This is a genomic window from Streptococcus sp. FSL L8-0526 (assembly GCF_038007145.1).
In the GTDB taxonomy this organism is placed as follows: Bacteria; Bacillota; Bacilli; order Lactobacillales; family Streptococcaceae; genus Streptococcus; species Streptococcus thermophilus.
The window spans coordinates 497,710-515,023 of the sequence record NZ_JBBOWP010000002.1; the positions used below are offsets into that span (position 1 = coordinate 497,710).

Annotated in this window: 15 protein-coding genes, 2 pseudogenes and 1 other annotated feature; of the genes and pseudogenes, 12 read left to right on the top strand and 5 right to left on the bottom strand. The window is 39.1% G+C overall.

Features of this window, described 5'->3' with window-relative positions; translation table 11 throughout:
• Positions 1 to 33: 33 nt before the first annotated feature.
• The 3 genes and pseudogenes from NSQ85_RS09860 to ileS all read left to right on the top strand — a co-directional run.
• Positions 34 to 198: pseudogene (locus NSQ85_RS09860) on the top strand (DivIVA domain-containing protein); the annotation flags it as partial.
• A gap of 26 nt (positions 199 to 224) precedes the next feature.
• Positions 225 to 1,100, top strand: a complete 876-nt coding sequence (locus NSQ85_RS09865; RefSeq protein ID WP_179974437.1) for a DivIVA domain-containing protein — start codon at positions 225 to 227, stop codon at positions 1,098 to 1,100.
• Positions 1,087 to 1,298 (top strand) — a binding site (T-box leader). Its footprint overlaps the gene before it by 14 nt.
• 48 nt (positions 1,299 to 1,346) lie before the next feature.
• A complete protein-coding gene (gene ileS / locus NSQ85_RS09870; protein WP_179973143.1) occupies positions 1,347 to 4,136 on the top strand; it encodes an isoleucine--tRNA ligase in 2,790 nt (929 codons plus the stop codon).
• 125 nt (positions 4,137 to 4,261) lie between these two features.
• On the opposite strand, the pseudogene NSQ85_RS09875 reads toward ileS, so the two are convergent.
• Positions 4,262 to 5,111: pseudogene (locus NSQ85_RS09875) on the bottom strand (transposase); the annotation flags it as partial.
• A 229-nt stretch (positions 5,112 to 5,340) separates the two neighbouring features.
• Here NSQ85_RS09875 and NSQ85_RS09880 point away from each other — a divergent pair.
• Positions 5,341 to 6,603 (top strand): NRAMP family divalent metal transporter, encoded by a 1,263-nt coding sequence (locus tag NSQ85_RS09880; RefSeq protein ID WP_340781761.1) that lies wholly within the window; start codon positions 5,341 to 5,343, stop codon positions 6,601 to 6,603.
• 119 nt (positions 6,604 to 6,722) lie between these two features.
• On the opposite strand, the gene NSQ85_RS09885 is transcribed toward NSQ85_RS09880, so the two are convergent.
• The 4 genes from NSQ85_RS09885 to yghU form a co-directional block, all read right to left on the bottom strand.
• Entirely contained in the window at positions 6,723 to 6,965 is a 243-nt protein-coding gene (locus tag NSQ85_RS09885; protein ID WP_332057755.1) for a type B 50S ribosomal protein L31, read from the bottom strand.
• A 105-nt stretch (positions 6,966 to 7,070) separates the two neighbouring features.
• Entirely contained in the window at positions 7,071 to 8,003 is a 933-nt protein-coding gene (locus tag NSQ85_RS09890) for an FAD:protein FMN transferase (RefSeq protein WP_179974439.1), read from the bottom strand.
• Positions 7,990 to 8,934 (bottom strand): DHH family phosphoesterase, encoded by a 945-nt coding sequence (locus tag NSQ85_RS09895; protein ID WP_179974440.1) that lies wholly within the window; start codon positions 8,932 to 8,934, stop codon positions 7,990 to 7,992. The genes NSQ85_RS09890 and NSQ85_RS09895 overlap by 14 nt, the downstream gene beginning before the upstream one ends.
• A gap of 80 nt (positions 8,935 to 9,014) precedes the next feature.
• Positions 9,015 to 9,803, bottom strand: coding sequence for a glutathione-dependent disulfide-bond oxidoreductase (gene yghU, locus NSQ85_RS09900; RefSeq protein WP_014608182.1), 789 nt, complete (start codon positions 9,801 to 9,803; stop codon positions 9,015 to 9,017).
• Between the two features lie 169 nt (positions 9,804 to 9,972).
• Here yghU and add point away from each other — a divergent pair, with 169 nt between their 5' ends.
• From add to NSQ85_RS09940, 8 genes are all read left to right on the top strand, one after another.
• Positions 9,973 to 10,983 carry an adenosine deaminase gene (gene add / locus NSQ85_RS09905; RefSeq protein ID WP_179974441.1) on the top strand — a complete coding sequence of 337 codons (1,011 nt, stop codon included), beginning with the start codon at positions 9,973 to 9,975 and terminating at the stop codon, positions 10,981 to 10,983.
• 228 nt (positions 10,984 to 11,211) lie between these two features.
• Complete coding sequence (locus tag NSQ85_RS09910; protein WP_011225787.1) at positions 11,212 to 11,808, top strand: thymidine kinase; 597 nt, start codon at positions 11,212 to 11,214, stop codon at positions 11,806 to 11,808.
• 36 nt (positions 11,809 to 11,844) lie between these two features.
• The gene (gene prfA, locus NSQ85_RS09915) at positions 11,845 to 12,924 is read left to right on the top strand and encodes a peptide chain release factor 1 (protein ID WP_179972875.1); all 1,080 of its coding nucleotides are present in this window, start codon (positions 11,845 to 11,847) and stop codon (positions 12,922 to 12,924) included.
• Positions 12,921 to 13,754, top strand: a complete 834-nt coding sequence (prmC, locus tag NSQ85_RS09920; protein WP_179974442.1) for a peptide chain release factor N(5)-glutamine methyltransferase — start codon at positions 12,921 to 12,923, stop codon at positions 13,752 to 13,754. Before prfA ends, prmC begins: the two co-directional genes overlap by 4 nt.
• Positions 13,741 to 14,346, top strand: coding sequence for an L-threonylcarbamoyladenylate synthase (locus tag NSQ85_RS09925; RefSeq protein WP_179972877.1), 606 nt, complete (start codon positions 13,741 to 13,743; stop codon positions 14,344 to 14,346). Before prmC ends, NSQ85_RS09925 begins: the two co-directional genes overlap by 14 nt.
• A gap of 94 nt (positions 14,347 to 14,440) precedes the next feature.
• The gene (gene glyA, locus NSQ85_RS09930) at positions 14,441 to 15,691 is read left to right on the top strand and encodes a serine hydroxymethyltransferase (protein WP_340781764.1); all 1,251 of its coding nucleotides are present in this window, start codon (positions 14,441 to 14,443) and stop codon (positions 15,689 to 15,691) included.
• A 6-nt stretch (positions 15,692 to 15,697) separates the two neighbouring features.
• Positions 15,698 to 16,675: a nucleoid-associated protein gene (locus tag NSQ85_RS09935; RefSeq protein ID WP_100262415.1), complete on the top strand. Its 978-nt coding sequence runs from the start codon at positions 15,698 to 15,700 to the stop codon at positions 16,673 to 16,675.
• A 1-nt stretch (position 16,676) separates the two neighbouring features.
• Positions 16,677 to 17,288: a lysozyme family protein gene (locus NSQ85_RS09940; RefSeq protein ID WP_100262416.1), complete on the top strand. Its 612-nt coding sequence runs from the start codon at positions 16,677 to 16,679 to the stop codon at positions 17,286 to 17,288.
• The last annotated feature ends 26 nt before the right edge of the window (positions 17,289 to 17,314 follow it).

A 17,314-nucleotide genomic window follows, 5' to 3' on the forward strand; every position in this document is an offset into this window, starting at 1 on the left:
CAGAGATGCTAATGAAAGTTGAGGAGATCTGTAATGACAATTATAGTTCTTGATATTATCGAAAGATAGTTTACAACTAAATTTTGTGGATATTATGAACAAGAAGTAGATGAATTTCTTGATATTATCGTAGATGGTTATGAAGATTTAGTTCATGGAAATCGTGAACTTGTTGCTCATGTAAAAGAACTTGAAGAAATGGTAAAAAATAAAGGAGGCCTGTAATGGCAATCACAGCACTTGATATTAAAGATAAACAGTTTACCACTAAATTTCGTGGATACAATGAACAAGAAGTAGATGAATTTCTTGATATTATCATAGATGATTATGAAGATCTAGTTCGTGACAATCGTGAACTTACTACTCGTGTAAAAGAGCTTGAAGAAAAATTAGCTTATTTTGATGAAATGAAAGAATCATTGAGCCAGTCAGTTATCTTGGCTCAAGAAACAGCTGAAAAAGTTAAAGCTTCAGCAGCAGATGAATCAGCTAACTTGATTAACAAAGCCAACTTTAATGCGACACGCTTGATCGAAGAAGCTAAATCTAAGGCATCTGAAATTCTTCGTGATGCTACTGATGAAGCAAAACGTGTTGCTATTGAAACTGAAGAGCTTAAACGTCAAAGTCGTGTTTTCCACCAACGTCTTTTGGCTGCAGTTGAAGGTCAACTTAGCTTAGCAAGTGCTCCAGAGTGGGAGGAATTGTTGCAACCAACAGCTATTTATCTGCAAAACTCAGATGCTGCCTTTAAAGAAGTTGTTGAAAAAGTGCTGGATGAACATGTTCTGGATTCAAATGATACCACTTCATTCGATGCGACTCGTCAATTCACTCCTGACGAAATGGCTGAACTTCAACGTCGAGTTGCTGAAAGCAATAAACAAGTTGAAGATTTCTCTAATCCTGATGTTGACGAAACAAATGATATTACTTCAACTCCAGTATATTTTGGTATTGAAGATTCATTCGAAAGTGAAGTAGTTGATTTTCCAATTTTTGCACCTGTAGACGAGGACAGTGATTCGGAACAAAAAGCAACTGTTGAAAAAAATCTTAATGAAACACAAACTTTTAAATTAAATATTAGCGAATAAGAAAAATAAGACTTTCCAAATATATTAACAGCGAGTGGGAGATGGTGTGAGTCCTACATTCCCTATTTGGGTAGTTATCATTTTCTAGCATTCTAGCTGAATTAAGTAAGCTAGAAGGATGGTCCTCCTTACGGACATTTGAGGGAGCAATGTTACTTGCTCTAAACTAAGGTGGTACCACGAGCTTTCGTCCTTTTTTGATGAAGGCTCTTTTTATTTAGTATAAAAAATTAAAGAGGAGATATAATGAAACTTAAAGAAACCTTAAATCTAGGTAAGACAGCTTTTCCAATGCGTGCTGGGCTTCCTAATAAAGAACCAATCTGGCAAAAAGAGTGGGAAGAAGCGAAAGTGTATCAACGTCGTCAAGAGTTGAATCAAGGTAAACCACACTTCACACTTCATGATGGCCCTCCTTATGCCAATGGTAATATTCACGTGGGTCATGCGATGAATAAAATTTCTAAGGATATCATTGTTCGATCTAAATCAATGTCTGGTTTCTATGCTCCATTTATTCCTGGGTGGGATACACATGGTTTGCCAATTGAACAGGTATTGGCTAAGCAAGGCGTAAAACGTAAAGAACTTGATCGCGCTGAATACCTTAAGATGTGTCGTGATTATGCACTCTCACAAGTTGATAAGCAACGTGAAGATTTCAAACGTCTTGGTGTTTCAGCTGATTGGGAAAACACTTATGTTACCTTGACACCAGACTATGAGGCAGCTCAAATCCGTGTCTTTGGCGAAATGGCTAAAAAGGGTTATATCTATCAAGGTGCGAAACCTGTATACTGGTCATGGTCATCAGAATCGGCACTTGCTGAAGCAGAGATTGAATATCATGATTTGGTTTCAACATCTCTTTACTATGCCAATAAGGTTAAAGATGGTAAAGGTGTTTTAGATACTGATACTTATTTTGTTGTTTGGACTACAACACCATTTACAGTGACAGCTTCACGTGGTTTGACTGTAGGTGCAGATATTGAGTATGTTCTTGTAAAACCTGCTGGAGAAACTCGTAAGTTTATTGTTGCTTCTGAATTGCTAAATAGTCTTTCTGAGAAATTTGCTTGGGAAGAAGTAGAAGTTCTTAATACTTACCGTGGAGATGAATTAAATCAAATCGTTACAGAACACCCTTGGGATAGTGAAGTTGATGAACTTGTAATTCTTGGTGAGCATGTTACAACAGACTCTGGTACAGGTATCGTCCATACAGCTCCTGGGTTTGGTGAGGATGACTATAACGTAGGTGTTGCTAATGGTCTTGAAGTTGTAGTAACTGTTAACGAACGTGGAATCATGATGGAAAATGCCGGTCCTGATTTTGCTGGTCAATTCTACGATAAAGTGGCTCCGATTGTTATGGAGAAACTTGGAGATTTACTTCTTGCGAAAGAAGAAATCACTCACTCATACCCATTTGACTGGCGTACTAAGAAACCAATCATCTGGCGTGCAGTGCCACAATGGTTTGCCTCTGTTTCTAAATTCCGTCAAGAAATCTTAGATGAAATTGAAAAAGTTAAATTCCATTCTGAGTGGGGCAAAGTTCGTCTTTACAATATGATTCGTGACCGTGGTGACTGGGTAATTTCTCGTCAACGTGCTTGGGGTGTTCCACTCCCAATCTTCTATGCTGAAGATAAAACACCAATCATGACTGAAGAAACGATTGAACATGTAGCTAAACTTTTTGAAGAGCATGGATCAGTTATTTGGTGGGAACGTGATGCCAAAGATCTTCTTCCAGAAGGTTTCACACATCCAGGTTCACCAAATGGTGAGTTCACTAAAGAAAATGATATTATGGATGTGTGGTTTGACTCAGGATCGTCATGGAATGGTGTTGTTGTAAACCGTCCAGAGTTAACATATCCAGCTGATCTCTATCTCGAAGGTTCAGACCAATACCGTGGTTGGTTCAACTCATCACTTATCACCTCAGTTGCCAACCATGGTGTTGCACCATATAAACAACTCTTGTCTCAAGGTTTTGCACTTGATGGTAAGGGTGAAAAGATGTCCAAATCTCTTGGAAATACAATTGCTCCTAGTGATGTTGAGAAACAATTTGGTGCTGAAATTCTTCGTCTTTGGGTAACAAGCGTAGATACTAGCAATGATGTCCGTATCTCAATGGATATCCTTAGCCAAGTATCAGAATCTTATCGTAAGATTCGAAACACACTTCGTTTCTTGATTGCTAATACTTCTGACTTCAATCCAACAACTGATGCAGTAGCATTTGAAGATTTGCGCTCTGTCGATCAATATATGACTATTCGTTTTAACCAATTGGTTAAGAGTATTCGTGATGCCTATGCAAACTTTGAATTTTTGACTATTTATAAATCTTTAGTTAACTTCATTAATGTTGAATTGTCAGCCTTCTATCTTGATTTTGCCAAAGATGTCGTTTACATTGAGAGTGCTAAATCACTTGAACGTCGTCAAATGCAAACAGTCTTCTACGATATTCTTGTTAAGATTACAAAACTCTTGACTCCAATCCTTCCTCATACTGCAGAAGAAATTTGGTCATATCTTGAATTTGAAAATGAAGATTATGTTCAATTGACAGAGTTGCCAGAAGCAGAAGACTTTGCTAATCAAGATGCACTTCTTGAAAAATGGAATGCCTTCATGGACTTCCGTGGAAAAGCTCAAAAAGCTTTGGAAGAAGCTCGTAATGAAAAAGTTATTGGTAAATCGCTTGAAGCTCATTTAACTATCTATCCAGATGCTGAAGTAAAAGAACTTCTTGAAAGTTTGAATACTAACCTTGCTCAACTTTTGATTGTCTCAGCTCTAACTATTGCTGAAGGAGATGTTCCTAAATCTGCTGTAAGCTTCCAAGGTGTTTCATTCACAGTAGAACGTGCTGAAGGTGAAGTATGTGACCGTTGTCGTCGTATTGATCCAACTACTAAAGAACGTAGCTACAACGCGACTATCTGTAATCACTGTGCTAGCATTATCGAAGAAAACTTTGCTGAAGTTGTAGCAGAAGGTTTCGAAGTTTAAAGTAAAATAAGCTAAAAAGAGTTGCTCTTTGTTAGCTGTAGTGGGTGACGAAAAGATCACATCTAGAGAGGACCATATAGATCTTCTCTTTTTGAATGTTCAGAGTGATGAAAACACGCTTCCTAAAGGTGATAGAGGTTGTGAAAATTAGCGAACTCTTCTGAGAAATCCAGTGTCTTCTCAAAGACTTCATGTGGGTTTAAGGTTTGACAAAAGGTTTTCGAATGAAATGCTTTACAAGATAACTTACGGCTGTCCTTTTGAAAGAGTCACCAGTGATTTTTTAAATCTTAATAAGGTAGTAGCTTCTTATTAAACTGGTTCATAATGGCAATTCTTTTCTTTAAAAAGGATCGATCAAGCTTCTGGATGATGTGGAAACGATCAATAATGATTTGGGCATTTATAAAAAGTCTTCGAACTAGTGGCATATAAGCTCCTGACATGTCCATCGTGATAAACCTTACCTCTTGGCGTACTTTCAATGGATACTTCAAAAAGAAGTTACGAATAGTGGTTTGGCGGCGATTATCGAGGATGGGTATGAGTTCGTTGTTCTCATAGTTTTGAGACACAAAAGCGAGTTCACCTTTCTTGAAACTAAACTCATCCCAGGACATAACAGCTGGTAGTTTGTCATAATGTTCCTTGAAATTAAACTGGTCAAGTTTGCGATAGACAGTGGACGTCGATACATGAAGTCTTCTGGCAATATCCGTGAGTGATACCTTCACAGTAGGGAGTTATGTAACTCTTTGTCGGACTAGATTTGAAATTTGGTGGTTTTTCTCAACGATATATGTCTCAGCCCCCGTGACTTGCCTATAACTTTCACACTGGAAGCGACGTTTCTTCAGACATAGTAGTATTGGTATTCCAGTTTTGCTTGAATCTCGATATGAGTATCCGTTTCAAAAACAAAAGAAATAATGATGTTAGGGTCTTTAATTCTGTGGTATTCTTAATAAGTCTCATGAGTTCTTCCTAATGATGGTTTAGTCGCTTTTCATTATAGTTCTTATGGGACTTTTTGTGTATACTTAAAAAGTTCTATAATCTCTACAGTAGTTTTACCCACTACAGAAATTATAGAGCCGATTTTTCAGAAAATATGTGAAAAGCTATTGAAATTATTCCAACAATTGTGTAAAATGGTAATTATGAATTCAGATTATTTTGAAAATTTGTTTTAGGAGATTATTTTATGTCACAAACAAGTGTAACTAGTCAGTCTACCTGGCGTAGTAAAATAAAAGCAATGGGACCAGGTATCCTAATGGCATCTGCTGCCGTAGGTGGTTCCCACATCGTTTCATCAACTCAAGCGGGTGGTTCTTATGGATGGGCTTTGCTAGGACTAGTTATTCTTGCCAACCTCTTCAAGTATCCGTTCTTCCGTTTTGGTGTGGAATATACCGCAGATACAGGAAAAACTTTGGTTGAAGGTTACGCTGAAAAGGGAAAAATTTACCTCTGGGTATTCTTCATCTTGAATGTCTTTTCAGCCTTGGTTAATACAGCGGGAGTTTCCATTCTATGTTCAGCTATCCTTGCCAGTGCCTTTCCAATGCTTGATTTGAGTATTAGCACATGGTCAATTATTTTGGTTGCAGTTATCTGGGGTATGTTACTATTTGGTGGTTACAAACTTCTTGACGGTATGGCTAAATGGATCATGTCTGCTTTGACGATTGCAACAGTAGCAGCAGTTGTTATTGCGGCAATCAAACATCCGGAGTACAGCGCTAGTTTTGTTGAAAAATCACCATGGAAGCTAGCCGCTCTTCCATTTATCGTATCACTTCTTGGATGGATGCCTGCTCCAATTGAGATTTCAGCCATCAACTCACTGTGGTCAGCTGAAAAAAAGAAAACAGTTGATTTTAATATCGAAGACGCACTCTTTGACTTTAATGTTGGTTTTATCGGAACAGCTATTCTTGCAGTATTCTTTGTAGCACTTGGTGCCCTTATCCAATATCCAACCGGTAAACCTGTTGAAGCTGCTTCAGCTAAGTATATTGCTCAGTTTGTTGGTATGTACGCATCAGTACTTGGTGACTGGTCACGTTATTTGATTACCTTCATTGCTTTCTTGTGTATCTTCGGTACTGTAATTATAGTTATTGATGGTTATTCACGTGTGAATGAAGCATCTCTTCGTCTTTTGTTTAACAAGAAAGAGTCCAATGCAACACCTCTGAACGTATGGATGACCTTGACATCTATTCTTAGTCTTATCATTATTTTCCTCTTCCAAGGTCAAGTAGCAATAATGCTTCGTTTCGCTATGATTGGTTCTTTCCTTACAACACCATTCTTTGCACTTTTGAACTATGTACTTGTTACAAAAGAGAAGAAAAACCTTCCAGCTTGGTTGAAAGGACTTGCCATTGCAGGTTTGATTTTCTTGTTTGGTTTTGCTATTTTCTTTATCTGGGCTTTGGCTATTGGTAAAGCAGGATAAGATGATTAAACAGTTTCCCTTGGGAAGCTGTTTTTTATTCTGAATATAAAGGAGAGATTATAGCTGAGAGTACAGAAAAAAGCCATTCCAATCGGAATGGCTTAACAACAAGAGGTTGCTTATTTGAGACCGTATTTTTTGTTGAAACGATCCACGCGTCCGTCTGCTTGTGTGAATTTTTGACGGCCAGTGTAGAATGGGTGAGAATCTGATGATATTTCTACACGGATAAGTGGGTAAGTTTCACCTTCGAATTCAACTGTTTCGTTTGATTGTTTAGTTGAACCGCTAAGGAATTTGTATCCAGTAGTTGTGTCCATGAATACTACTGGATGGTAATCTGGATGGATATCTTTTTTCATGTTAAAATATTTCCTTTCTGCCATGGTACTTTCCGCACCATAGTTTTTTTAACTATTTTAGTTTATCAAAAGCTAGTCTTCTTGACAAGTCTTTTTTACTATTTTTTAGGAAAGTCGAATCTTGTATATGCCAGCTGTCTGGAAGCAGTGATTTTCTTTATCAACGATGATTGCTTCAAGATTAGGTTGTGAGCTAACTTCCTGGAAAATGCTTTCGAGACTTGATCCAAATAAACGGGTGGTCCAAATTTCGCCATCCACTGAGAGAGATGAAATTATAGTGAGACTAGCTAGGTCACTAGAGACTGGATAGCCAGTTTGACTATCAAAAATATGATGATAGGTTTTGCCATCTATCTCAAAAGTGCGTTCATATATTCCTGAAGTAACTACAGATTGATCTCTTATGGCAAGTACTAGAAGGTTAGTATTTCTAGTCTCCTTAGGATTTTGAATACCAATTCGCCATTTTTGATCAGGATTGTGTAAGGCTGGTCCAAATGTTAGGATATTGCCACCCAGATTAATCAGAGCACTAGTAACATTTTTAGCTTTAAGATAATCTGCAATACGATCTGCAATATAACCTTTTGCCAGAGCACCAAGATCAATTTTCATGCCTTTTTCTTGGAGAAAGACGCTTTGATGTTTCTCGGATAGAACGATAGCATTGGGATTAATAATATCTAGGAGCGAAGTGATTTCTTCAGGAAAGGGAAGCCTTGCATCAGAAAAGCCGATTCGCCAAGTCTGAATGAGAGGTCCAATAGCAATATTAAGGTGACTGCCCGGCTGGCAACTGTGCCATTTTCCAAGAGAAATAAGTTCAAAAAGTTCTGGGTGGACCTTCACAGGATGTAAGCCTGCCGCCTTGTTAATTTTCATGAGTTCGGAACTGTCATCATTGGCAGAAAAACGCTTATTATAAAGATTAAGCAGCGCTTCAACTTGATCAAGTAGAGGCTCTGGCTGCTCATGATAGATGGCGACATCAATCATAGTCCCCATGAGACGTACCCGACGATTAGTGAGTTGCATGGGCAACAGTGTCCTTAATTTCTTGATAGATTTGTTCGTTTTCCTCTAAACTGTAGGAATTGGCACCACTAGCAAGTGGATGGCCTCCCCCGTCATGGCGTTTGGCAATCTCATTGATGACAATGCTTTTACTACGAAGACGTACACGGTAATGGCCCTCAGGTTGCTCTACGAAAATAGCCCATGATTCAACGCTATCAATACGGCCAGGAGTTCCAACAATAGCAGAACTCTCAGCATCAGTGATATTAAAGTCATCAAGAACTTTTCGAGTTAAGACGACGCGAGCTGCCCCATTTTCATCAACTTCAAGATTATTGAAAACATAGCCTTGAAGTTTAGCAATTTTGAAAGGAAAACTATCCATTTGCCGAGCCATAGATGCAAAATCAAAGTCATATTCGCGAAGTTTAGCAGCGATTTGTAGTGTTTTAGGTGTTGTAGATGGGTAGAGGAATCGACCAGTATCACCAACAATACCATTGTATAGAACACGAGCAGCAGCATCTGACAAGGAAAGACCAAGAGTGAGAGCCCAATCGGTCACAATTTCGCTGGCACTTGAAGCAGAGGTGTCAACCAGAAGCAGGTCTCCATAAGCATCATCGTTAGGATGATGGTCAATTTTGATAAGAAAGTCACCCTTATCATAACGCTCATCATCAATACGCGGAGTATTGGCTGTATCGGTAACAATAACAAGGGCACCTTCATAATCTTTGTCGGACACCTCATCCATCTCAGCAATCCAAGATAAGGTAGGTTCATTGACACCTGTTGCAAGAATCTTTTTATCTGAGAAGTTTGTTTTTAAAATTTCTTTTAGCCCTACCTGACTACCAATGGCATCGGGGTCTGGTCGTTGGTGGCGATGAATTATAATAGTGTCGTAGGCTTTGATTTTTTCTAAAATTGCTTGAAATAAAGTCATGTAAGTCTCCTTGTGATTTTGCTTCTATTATATCACGAAACAGTAGAAAAACGGTTGGCCTAGGCAAACCGTTACAAAAATTAGATCTCTTTATATTCGACTTCAAGTCCGCGTTTAACTGCTGGACGGTTAGCAATCTTCTCAGTCCATGCTTGAAGGTGCTTGTATTCTTTAACATCAAGGAAAATACCAGCCTTGTCCCAAATCTTATCTTGAGCAAGACGGCCATACCAGGACCAGATAGCAATATCAGCGATGGTGTATTCATCCCCAGAAATATAAGGTTTGTTTGCTAATTCTTTATCAAGCAAGTCAAGTTGGCGTTTGGCTTCCATGGCAAAACGGTTGACGGCATATTCGATTTTTTCAGGTGCATAGTGGAAGAAGTGCCCAAAGCCACCACCTAGAAAAGGAGCAGCACCTGTTTGCCAAAAGAGCCAGTTGAGAACTTCCGTACGTTTTGTGTGATCAGTTGGAATGAGTTTGCCAAATTTTTCAGCCAAGTAAAGGAGGATGTTAGCTGATTCAAAGACACGAACTGGTTGGTCTTCAGAATAATCCATCATGGCTGGAATCTTTGAGTTTGGATTAATTGCAACAAAGTCTGAGCCGAATTGGTCACCATCACCAATCTTAATACGATAAGCGTCATAACCTGCTTGAGTCACACCAAGTTCCTTCAGTTCTTCTAGCATGATAGTTGCCTTGATACCATTTGGTGTTGGGAAAGTATAGAGCTGGAAAGGTTGGTCACCTTTAGGTAAAGTTTGTTCAAAACGTGCACCAGCTGTAGGTTGATTGAGGCCACCCCAGGTACCTCCCATAGAGGTTGGATTTTCCCAAACTTCTGGTAAAATATAGTCAGACATAAAGTTTCTCCTCGTATTCTTGATAGTCACATCCTAACAAAATTCTGATGGCATTTCAAGAATCGACTACGTTCTTTTGGAGAAGACATATTGATTCTTGATAGGTAAGATAAGATTATAAATCATTTTATCTGAATTAATAGAATATTATTTAGAGAGGAAAAGAAATATGACTGCTATTGACTTTCATAAGTTGGCTAAAATAGAATTGCACTGCCATTTGGACGGTTCTTTATCTTTAAGTACCATTCGTCACCTAGCTGAGTTGTCACAGATTGATTTGCCTGAGGATGATGAGGAGCTCAAACACCACGTGACAGCGCCGGTTACCTGTGAGAGTCTCCTAGAATATTTAGAGGCCTTTGATTATATTCGCCCCTTGCTACAAACTAATGAGGCTTTAACTATTGCTGCTTATGATGTTGCCAAACAAGCTGCTTTAGAAAATGTTGTCTATATTGAAGTGAGATTCGCACCAGAATTGTCGATGGATAAGGGATTGACTGTCACTGAGACAATTGATGCTGTTTGTCAAGGATTACGTCAAGCTCAAGAAGAATTTGGTATTATTGCTAAGGCACTGGTTTGTGGCATGCGCCAATCAGATCAATCATTAACAGCTCGTATTCTTGATGAAGCTAATCAAGTCAGAGATAGTGACTTTGTTGGTTTTGATTTCGCTGGAGATGAGCTTAATTATGGACCTGCAGCTATTAAACCTCTTATTGAACAAGTCAAAAGTTACAACCGTCCTATGACCTTCCATGCTGGTGAGTGTGGCTGTTCGGCTTTTCTTGCTGAGTCAATTGCTATGGGAATTAAGCGTAATGGTCATGCGACTATCCTGGCTCAAGAACCAGAACTTTTGGATGAATTTGTCAAAAACGGTGTGACGGGTGAGTTATGCTTAACAAGTAATCTACAGACCAAGGCAGCAGTGACTGTTAATGATTTTCCATACCTTAAAATGAAAGCAGCAGGTGCTAATATTACGATTAATACAGACAATCGTACGGTTTCTGATACAAATTTAACTAAGGAATACGAACTCTATCACAAGTATTTTGATAGCACAGTTCAAGATTTCTATGCACATAATAAGACAGCGATTGAAGCTTCCTTTGCTAGTGATGAAGAGAAAGAAGAACTCCTTGCACGATTAGCTAAAGCCTATTCATAAGGAAGTGGTAGTAACGATACTTCTTATTTAGTAGGACCTCAAATAGTATTTTAGAGTTGAGGAGTTTCACAAGAGAAGATTATTGAAAAGTTTTAAGTTACTTTTTAGTCCCACTTTATAATTAAGGGAGTAAGACGAACTTTTTTTCAAAAATTGTTCGGACTCTCTCCCTTTTGCGCTTAAAATTATGATAAAATAGGTACAATAAAAATTTTAGAGGAGTCTGGTGTGGCACAACTTTATTTTCGCTACGGCACCATGAATTCTGGGAAATCCATTGAGATTCTTAAGGTTGCATATAATTACGAAGAGCAAGGAAAGCCGGTAGTGCTACTGACCAGTCGATTAGATGATCGAGACGAGGTCGGCTATATCTCCAGTCGTATTGGTATGAGACGTAAGGCTTATCCAATTGGGAATGACACGGATATTTTTGATTACATTGATGATATAAGTCCGCGGCCTTATTGCGTTTTGATTGATGAAGCACAGTTTCTAACTCGTGCAAATGTCTATGATTTGGCACGAATTGTTGACGAGTTAGATATCCCAGTTATGGCATTTGGTCTCAAAAATGATTTTCAAAATAATCTATTTGAAGGATCTAAGTATCTCTTGCTTTTGTCTGATAAAATAGAAGAGATTAAGACCATATGTCACTACTGTTCGAGAAAGGCAACCATGGTTCTACGCATGGAAGACGGTGAGCCAGTCTATGAGGGGGTACAGGTACAAATTGGAGGTCACGAAAGTTATATCTCGGTTTGCCGAAAACATTGGTTTAATCCGCCTCGAGAAAGAATAGTTCCTTTGAAACAGAATTAAAGATAACTATCAGGTATATAGGGAGAAAAATAACAAATGAACATTTATGATCAGTTGCAGGCGGTTGAAGACCGTTATGAGGAATTGGGTGAATTGCTTAGCGACCCTGAAGTTGTATCGGATACCAAACGCTTCATGGAGTTGTCGCGTGAAGAGGCTAACACCCGTGAGACTGTCATAGCTTACCGTGAGTACAAGCAAATTATCCAAAATATTTCAGATGCTGAAGAGATGATTAAGGAAGCTAGTGGTGATGCTGATTTGGAAGAAATGGCTAAGGAAGAACTTAAAGAATCCAAAGCAGCTAAAGAAGAGTATGAAGAACGCTTGAAAATTCTCCTCTTACCAAAAGACCCTAATGACGACAAGAATATCATCCTTGAAATTCGTGGGGCTGCTGGGGGAGATGAGGCTGCCTTGTTTGCGGGTGACCTCCTAGCTATGTACCAAAAATACGCTGAAACACAAGGGTGGCGCTTTGAAGTAATGGAAGCATCATACAATGGTGTTGGTGGTATCAAGGAAGTGGTTGCCATGGTTTCAGGACAATCAGTCTACTCTAAACTCAAATATGAGTCTGGAGCACATCGTGTACAACGTGTCCCTGTGACTGAAAGTCAAGGTCGTGTTCATACCTCTACAGCAACTGTTTTGGTAATGCCAGAAGTTGAAGAAATGGAGTACGAAATCGATCCTAAGGATCTTCGTGTCGATATTTATCACGCCTCTGGTGCCGGTGGACAGAACGTCAATAAGGTTGCAACTGCGGTGCGTATGGTTCACATTCCTACTGGAATTAAAGTTGAGATGCAAGAAGAACGTACCCAACAGAAAAACCGTGATAAAGCCCTGAAGATTATCCGTGCGCGTGTTGCGGACCATTTTGCACAAATTGCTCAAGATGAGCAAGATGCAGAGCGTAAATCTACAGTTGGTACAGGGGATCGTTCAGAGCGTATCCGTACTTATAATTTTCCACAGAACCGTGTCACAGACCACCGTATTGGTTTGACCCTTCAAAAATTAGATACGATTTTGGCTGGTAAAATGGATGAAATAATCGATGCTTTGGTTCTTTACGATCAAACACAAAAATTGGAAGAGCTTAATAAATGATTTTAGCGGATGTCCTGGCCGGTTATGAGAAGGAACTTGAAGCTATCGGTGAAGAACCTGAGGCCATTTCCTTTGTTTATCGTGGTTTGAAACAATGGGATTTGACTCATTTTGTTCTTCAATTGAGACAGGAAGTTTCGGAGGAAGACGGAAATCTTTTAGCTCATATTTTCACGCAACTTACGACTCACAAGCCTGCCCAATATATTTTAGGTTATGAGGAATTTCATGGCCTACGTTTTCATGTTGATGAGCGTGTTTTGATTCCTCGTCCTGAAACTGAGGAATTAGTGGACCTAATTTTGGCAGAAAACCCGAACACAGAGCTCAAGGTTCTTGATATAGGCACTGGCAGTGGTGCTATTGCGGTCTCCCTGAAAAAGAGTCGTCCTATGTGGCAAGTGACGGCTAGTGACTTATCAGCTGACGCTTTGGTACTTGCTAAGGATAATGCTAAGCTAAATCAGGTAGATATCAGCTTTGTTCTATCGGATGTTTTTGAAAATGTCTCCGGTAGTTTTGATATCATTGTGTCGAACCCTCCTTATATTTCTGAAAATGATAAGGACGAAGTTGGTTTAAATGTCTTGACTAGCGAGCCCAAGATGGCCTTGTTTGCTGATGAAGATGGACTTGCCATTTATAGACAAATCCTTGAGGACGCAGATAAGTATCTAAATCCTCAAGGAAAACTCTATTTTGAGATAGGCTATAAGCAAGGCGAAGATTTAAAGAAACTTTTGTCACTACGTTTTCCAGATAAGCATGTGCGTGTCCTTAAGGATCAATTTGGACAGGATAGAAAGGTCGTGATGGATGATGGAAAGTAAGAAACAGTTAAGAGAAACTTTAAATAATGGTGAGGCCGTTGTTCTCCCTACAGAGACCGTATATGGTCTGTTTGCCAAGGCTTTGGATGAGAAGGCAGTCGATTATGTTTATGAGCTAAAAAATCGGCCTAGAGACAAAGCCATGAATTTGAATGTAGCCTCGTATGAAGATATCCTCTTCTATTCAAAGGAGCAACCCAAGTATTTGAAACAATTGTACGATGCTTTTTTGCCTGGACCTCTGACCATCATCTTAAAAGCTAATGATCAAGTACCTAGATGGATTAATTCAGGATTGGCAACGGTTGGATTTCGATTACCAAACCATCCCGTAACTAGAGAGTTGATTCAAGCTGAGGGGCCTTTGATTGGTCCATCAGCCAATAAGTCTGGGAAAGAAAGTGGTCGTCATTTCGAAGATATTAGAGCGCAATTTGATTTTAAGGTGACTGGCTATCAGGATGATAATGCCTTGTTAGGTGTAGATTCGACGATTTTGGATTTGTCGGTTTCACCTGCTAGGATTCTCAGACAAGGGAAAATAACAAAAGATGACCTATTGGCAGCTATTCCAGAGTTGACTATAGAATAAAATGACTAACAAAGACTTAAGAAAGAGTAAGATGACTTTCGACTGTTTGTGGGTGAGTTGTTTGAAAGCCCATTACACCTCAAAGGAGACCTCAATGATTTTTGACAAAGAAGATTACAAAGCATTTGACCCTGAACTATGGAACGCCATCGATGCTGAGGCAGAACGCCAACAAAATAATATTGAATTGATTGCCTCTGAAAATGTGGTTTCTAAAGCCGTTATGGCTGCTCAAGGAACGCTCTTGACAAACAAATACGCAGAAGGTTATCCAGGTAAACGTTACTATGGTGGTACAGCCTTTATTGATGTGGTTGAGACTCTTGCCATTGAACGTGCTAAGAAACTTTTTGGGGCAAAATTTGCTAACGTGCAACCTCACTCAGGTAGCCAAGCCAATGCTGCTGTTTACATGTCTTTAATCCAACCTGGTGATACAGTTATGGGGATGGATTTGTCAGCGGGTGGTCACTTGACACACGGTGCACCAGTTAGTTTCTCTGGTAAGACCTATAACTTTGTGTCTTATAATGTTGATAAGGAGAGTGAACTTCTTGATTATGATGCTATCCTTGCTCAAGCAAAAGAAGTGAGACCCAAACTTATCGTGGCAGGGGCTTCAGCATACTCACGTATCATTGATTTTGCTAAATTCCGTGAAATCGCTGATGCTGTAGGTGCTTACCTTATGGTAGATATGGCTCACATTGCAGGCCTTGTAGCCTCTGGTCATCATCCAAGTCCAGTTCCTTATGCATATGTGACAACTACAACAACCCACAAGACACTTCGTGGACCTCGTGGTGGTTTGATTTTGACTGATGATGAAGATATCGCTAAGAAATTGAATTCTGCGGTCTTCCCTGGTTTGCAAGGTGGCCCACTGGAACACGTTATTGCTGCTAAGGCTGTCGCTCTTAAAGAAGCACTTGACCCTGCCTTTAAGGAATACGGTGAAAAAGTTATCAAGAATGCTGCTGCCATGGCGGACGTTTTCAACCAACATCCAGATTTTCGAGTAATCTCAGGTGGAACTGATAATCATCTCTTCTTGGTTGATGTTACTAAAGTTGTCGAAAATGGTAAGATTGCGCAAAACGTTCTTGAAGAAGTAAATATTACTTTGAACAAAAATGGTATTCCTTATGAGCAGTTATCTCCATTCAAAACATCTGGTATTCGTGTCGGTAGTCCAGCAATTACAAGCCGTGGTATGGGTGAAGCTGAGAGCCGTCAGATTGCAGAGTGGATGGTTGAAGCTTTGGAAAATCACGATAAACCTGAAGTTTTGGAACGCATTCGTGGAGACGTTAAAGTTCTTACAGATGCTTTCCCACTCTATTAATAAATTATGTTAGATCTATATATTAAACGCATTATCATTCATCAGTTTTCGCCAAATGATACGGAGCTGGTTTTGGCAGAATCACCTATTGAAATAACGCCACGTTTAGATGAGTATTTTAGAAAGAAACTCTCTAAGGTTTTCTCTGATGAGGCTAAACGAGGGTATTTCGATACAGAGAATGTTTTCATCAGTCATATAGGAAATGATTTGATGGAAAGTTCAGTCAAAATTTCCCAACTTTGGAAGGAAGAATTTGTCATTTCTGAAGATCAAAAGACCAATGATTTGGTCTTTATTCAGTTTGATAAAGAAGGTCAAGAATATTTTGCTTTCTTGCGCATTGCTCTTAAGGATAGTTTGATTCATTCTTTGGGAAATAGTCAGCATCCTATTCAGTTGTCACAAAATAATCTGCCTTCTGCGGCCCAGACACCAGATGAAGCTTTGGTTATCAACCGTAGTAGTAATCAGTATTATCTGATTGAAAAACGTATTAAGCATAATGGTAGTTTTGCCAATTATTTCTCTGAAAATCTGTTGCAGGTCCGACCTGAGCAGTCTGTTAAAAAATCGATTAAGATGGTTGAAGATACTGCTCACAAGATTGCTGAGAATTTTAATCAGGCTGACTTTAACTTCCAAGGAAAAATGAAATCTGCTATTTTCAATAATTTGGAAGAAGATCAAGAGTTGTCACCAGAAAAATTAGCGGACCAGCTCTTTGATAATAATTTGACTGCTCGTTTGACCTTCGTTGATGAGATAAAAGAAGCTATTCCTGAACCCATTTCGGTTTCAGATATTGACCATTCTCGTCAAATTAAAAAATTGGAGAATCAAAAACTATCGTTATCAAATGGAATTGAGTTAATTGTGCCGAATAACGTTTATCAGGATGCTGATAGTGTTGAATTTATTCAAAATCCTGATGGCACCTACTCTATTCTCATCAAAAATATCGAGGATATCGTCAATAAATAATATGTTTAAATGGATAAGACGTCTGGTGGTTTTTGTCGTAGTTTTCATAATAGGTATCCAATGCTATCGAATCCATGCCAATATCCAACATGTCCTAACTTATGAATCCCTGGTTAAGGAGGTCTTAGCAGAGGATGACATTAAAAATACAACTAATGTCGATTTGGTTCTTGCTATGATTTACACAGAAACCAAGGGTAAGACAGACGACGTAATGCAGTCCAGTGAAAGTTCTACGGGGGTGACCAACTCCATTACAGATCAAAAAGAAAGTATCCGTCAGGGGGTGAAGGTGCTTTCGGATAATCTTGAAGAAGCTGTCCACCATAAGGTCGATCCTTGGACAGCAGTGCAAGCTTATAACTTTGGTAAGGCCTATATTGATTATGTTGCTGATAACGGTGGTGTTAACACCGTTGAACTAGCAAATGCCTATTCTAAAGATGTCGTTGCTCCAAGTCTAGGAAACACTAGTGGAGAAACCTATACTTATTATCAACCTGTTGCCATGTATTATGGTGGGGGAAAACTTTATACAAATGGCGGAAATATTTATTACGCCAAAGAAGTGCAGTTTAATCTCTTTCTGATGCGAATATTCTCTCATCTCTAAGAGTAACCACCTCATTCTTAAGGAAA

Excerpts from the sequence above, each read along its gene's own strand:
- NSQ85_RS09865 (WP_179974437.1), top strand. The coding sequence starts at position 225 with ATGGCAATCACAGCACTTGATATTAAAGATAAACAGTTTACCACTAAA.
- ileS (WP_179973143.1), top strand. The coding sequence starts at position 1,347 with ATGAAACTTAAAGAAACCTTAAATCTAGGTAAGACAGCTTTTCCAATG.
- NSQ85_RS09880 (WP_340781761.1), top strand. The coding sequence starts at position 5,341 with ATGTCACAAACAAGTGTAACTAGTCAGTCTACCTGGCGTAGTAAAATA.
- NSQ85_RS09885 (WP_332057755.1), bottom strand. The coding sequence starts at position 6,965 with ATGAAAAAAGATATCCATCCAGATTACCATCCAGTAGTATTCATGGAC.
- NSQ85_RS09890 (WP_179974439.1), bottom strand. The coding sequence starts at position 8,003 with ATGCAACTCACTAATCGTCGGGTACGTCTCATGGGGACTATGATTGAT.
- NSQ85_RS09895 (WP_179974440.1), bottom strand. The coding sequence starts at position 8,934 with ATGACTTTATTTCAAGCAATTTTAGAAAAAATCAAAGCCTACGACACT.
- yghU (WP_014608182.1), bottom strand. The coding sequence starts at position 9,803 with ATGTCTGACTATATTTTACCAGAAGTTTGGGAAAATCCAACCTCTATG.
- add (WP_179974441.1), top strand. The coding sequence starts at position 9,973 with ATGACTGCTATTGACTTTCATAAGTTGGCTAAAATAGAATTGCACTGC.
- prfA (WP_179972875.1), top strand. The coding sequence starts at position 11,845 with ATGAACATTTATGATCAGTTGCAGGCGGTTGAAGACCGTTATGAGGAA.
- prmC (WP_179974442.1), top strand. The coding sequence starts at position 12,921 with ATGATTTTAGCGGATGTCCTGGCCGGTTATGAGAAGGAACTTGAAGCT.
- NSQ85_RS09925 (WP_179972877.1), top strand. The coding sequence starts at position 13,741 with ATGATGGAAAGTAAGAAACAGTTAAGAGAAACTTTAAATAATGGTGAG.
- glyA (WP_340781764.1), top strand. The coding sequence starts at position 14,441 with ATGATTTTTGACAAAGAAGATTACAAAGCATTTGACCCTGAACTATGG.
- NSQ85_RS09935 (WP_100262415.1), top strand. The coding sequence starts at position 15,698 with ATGTTAGATCTATATATTAAACGCATTATCATTCATCAGTTTTCGCCA.
- NSQ85_RS09940 (WP_100262416.1), top strand. The coding sequence starts at position 16,677 with ATGTTTAAATGGATAAGACGTCTGGTGGTTTTTGTCGTAGTTTTCATA.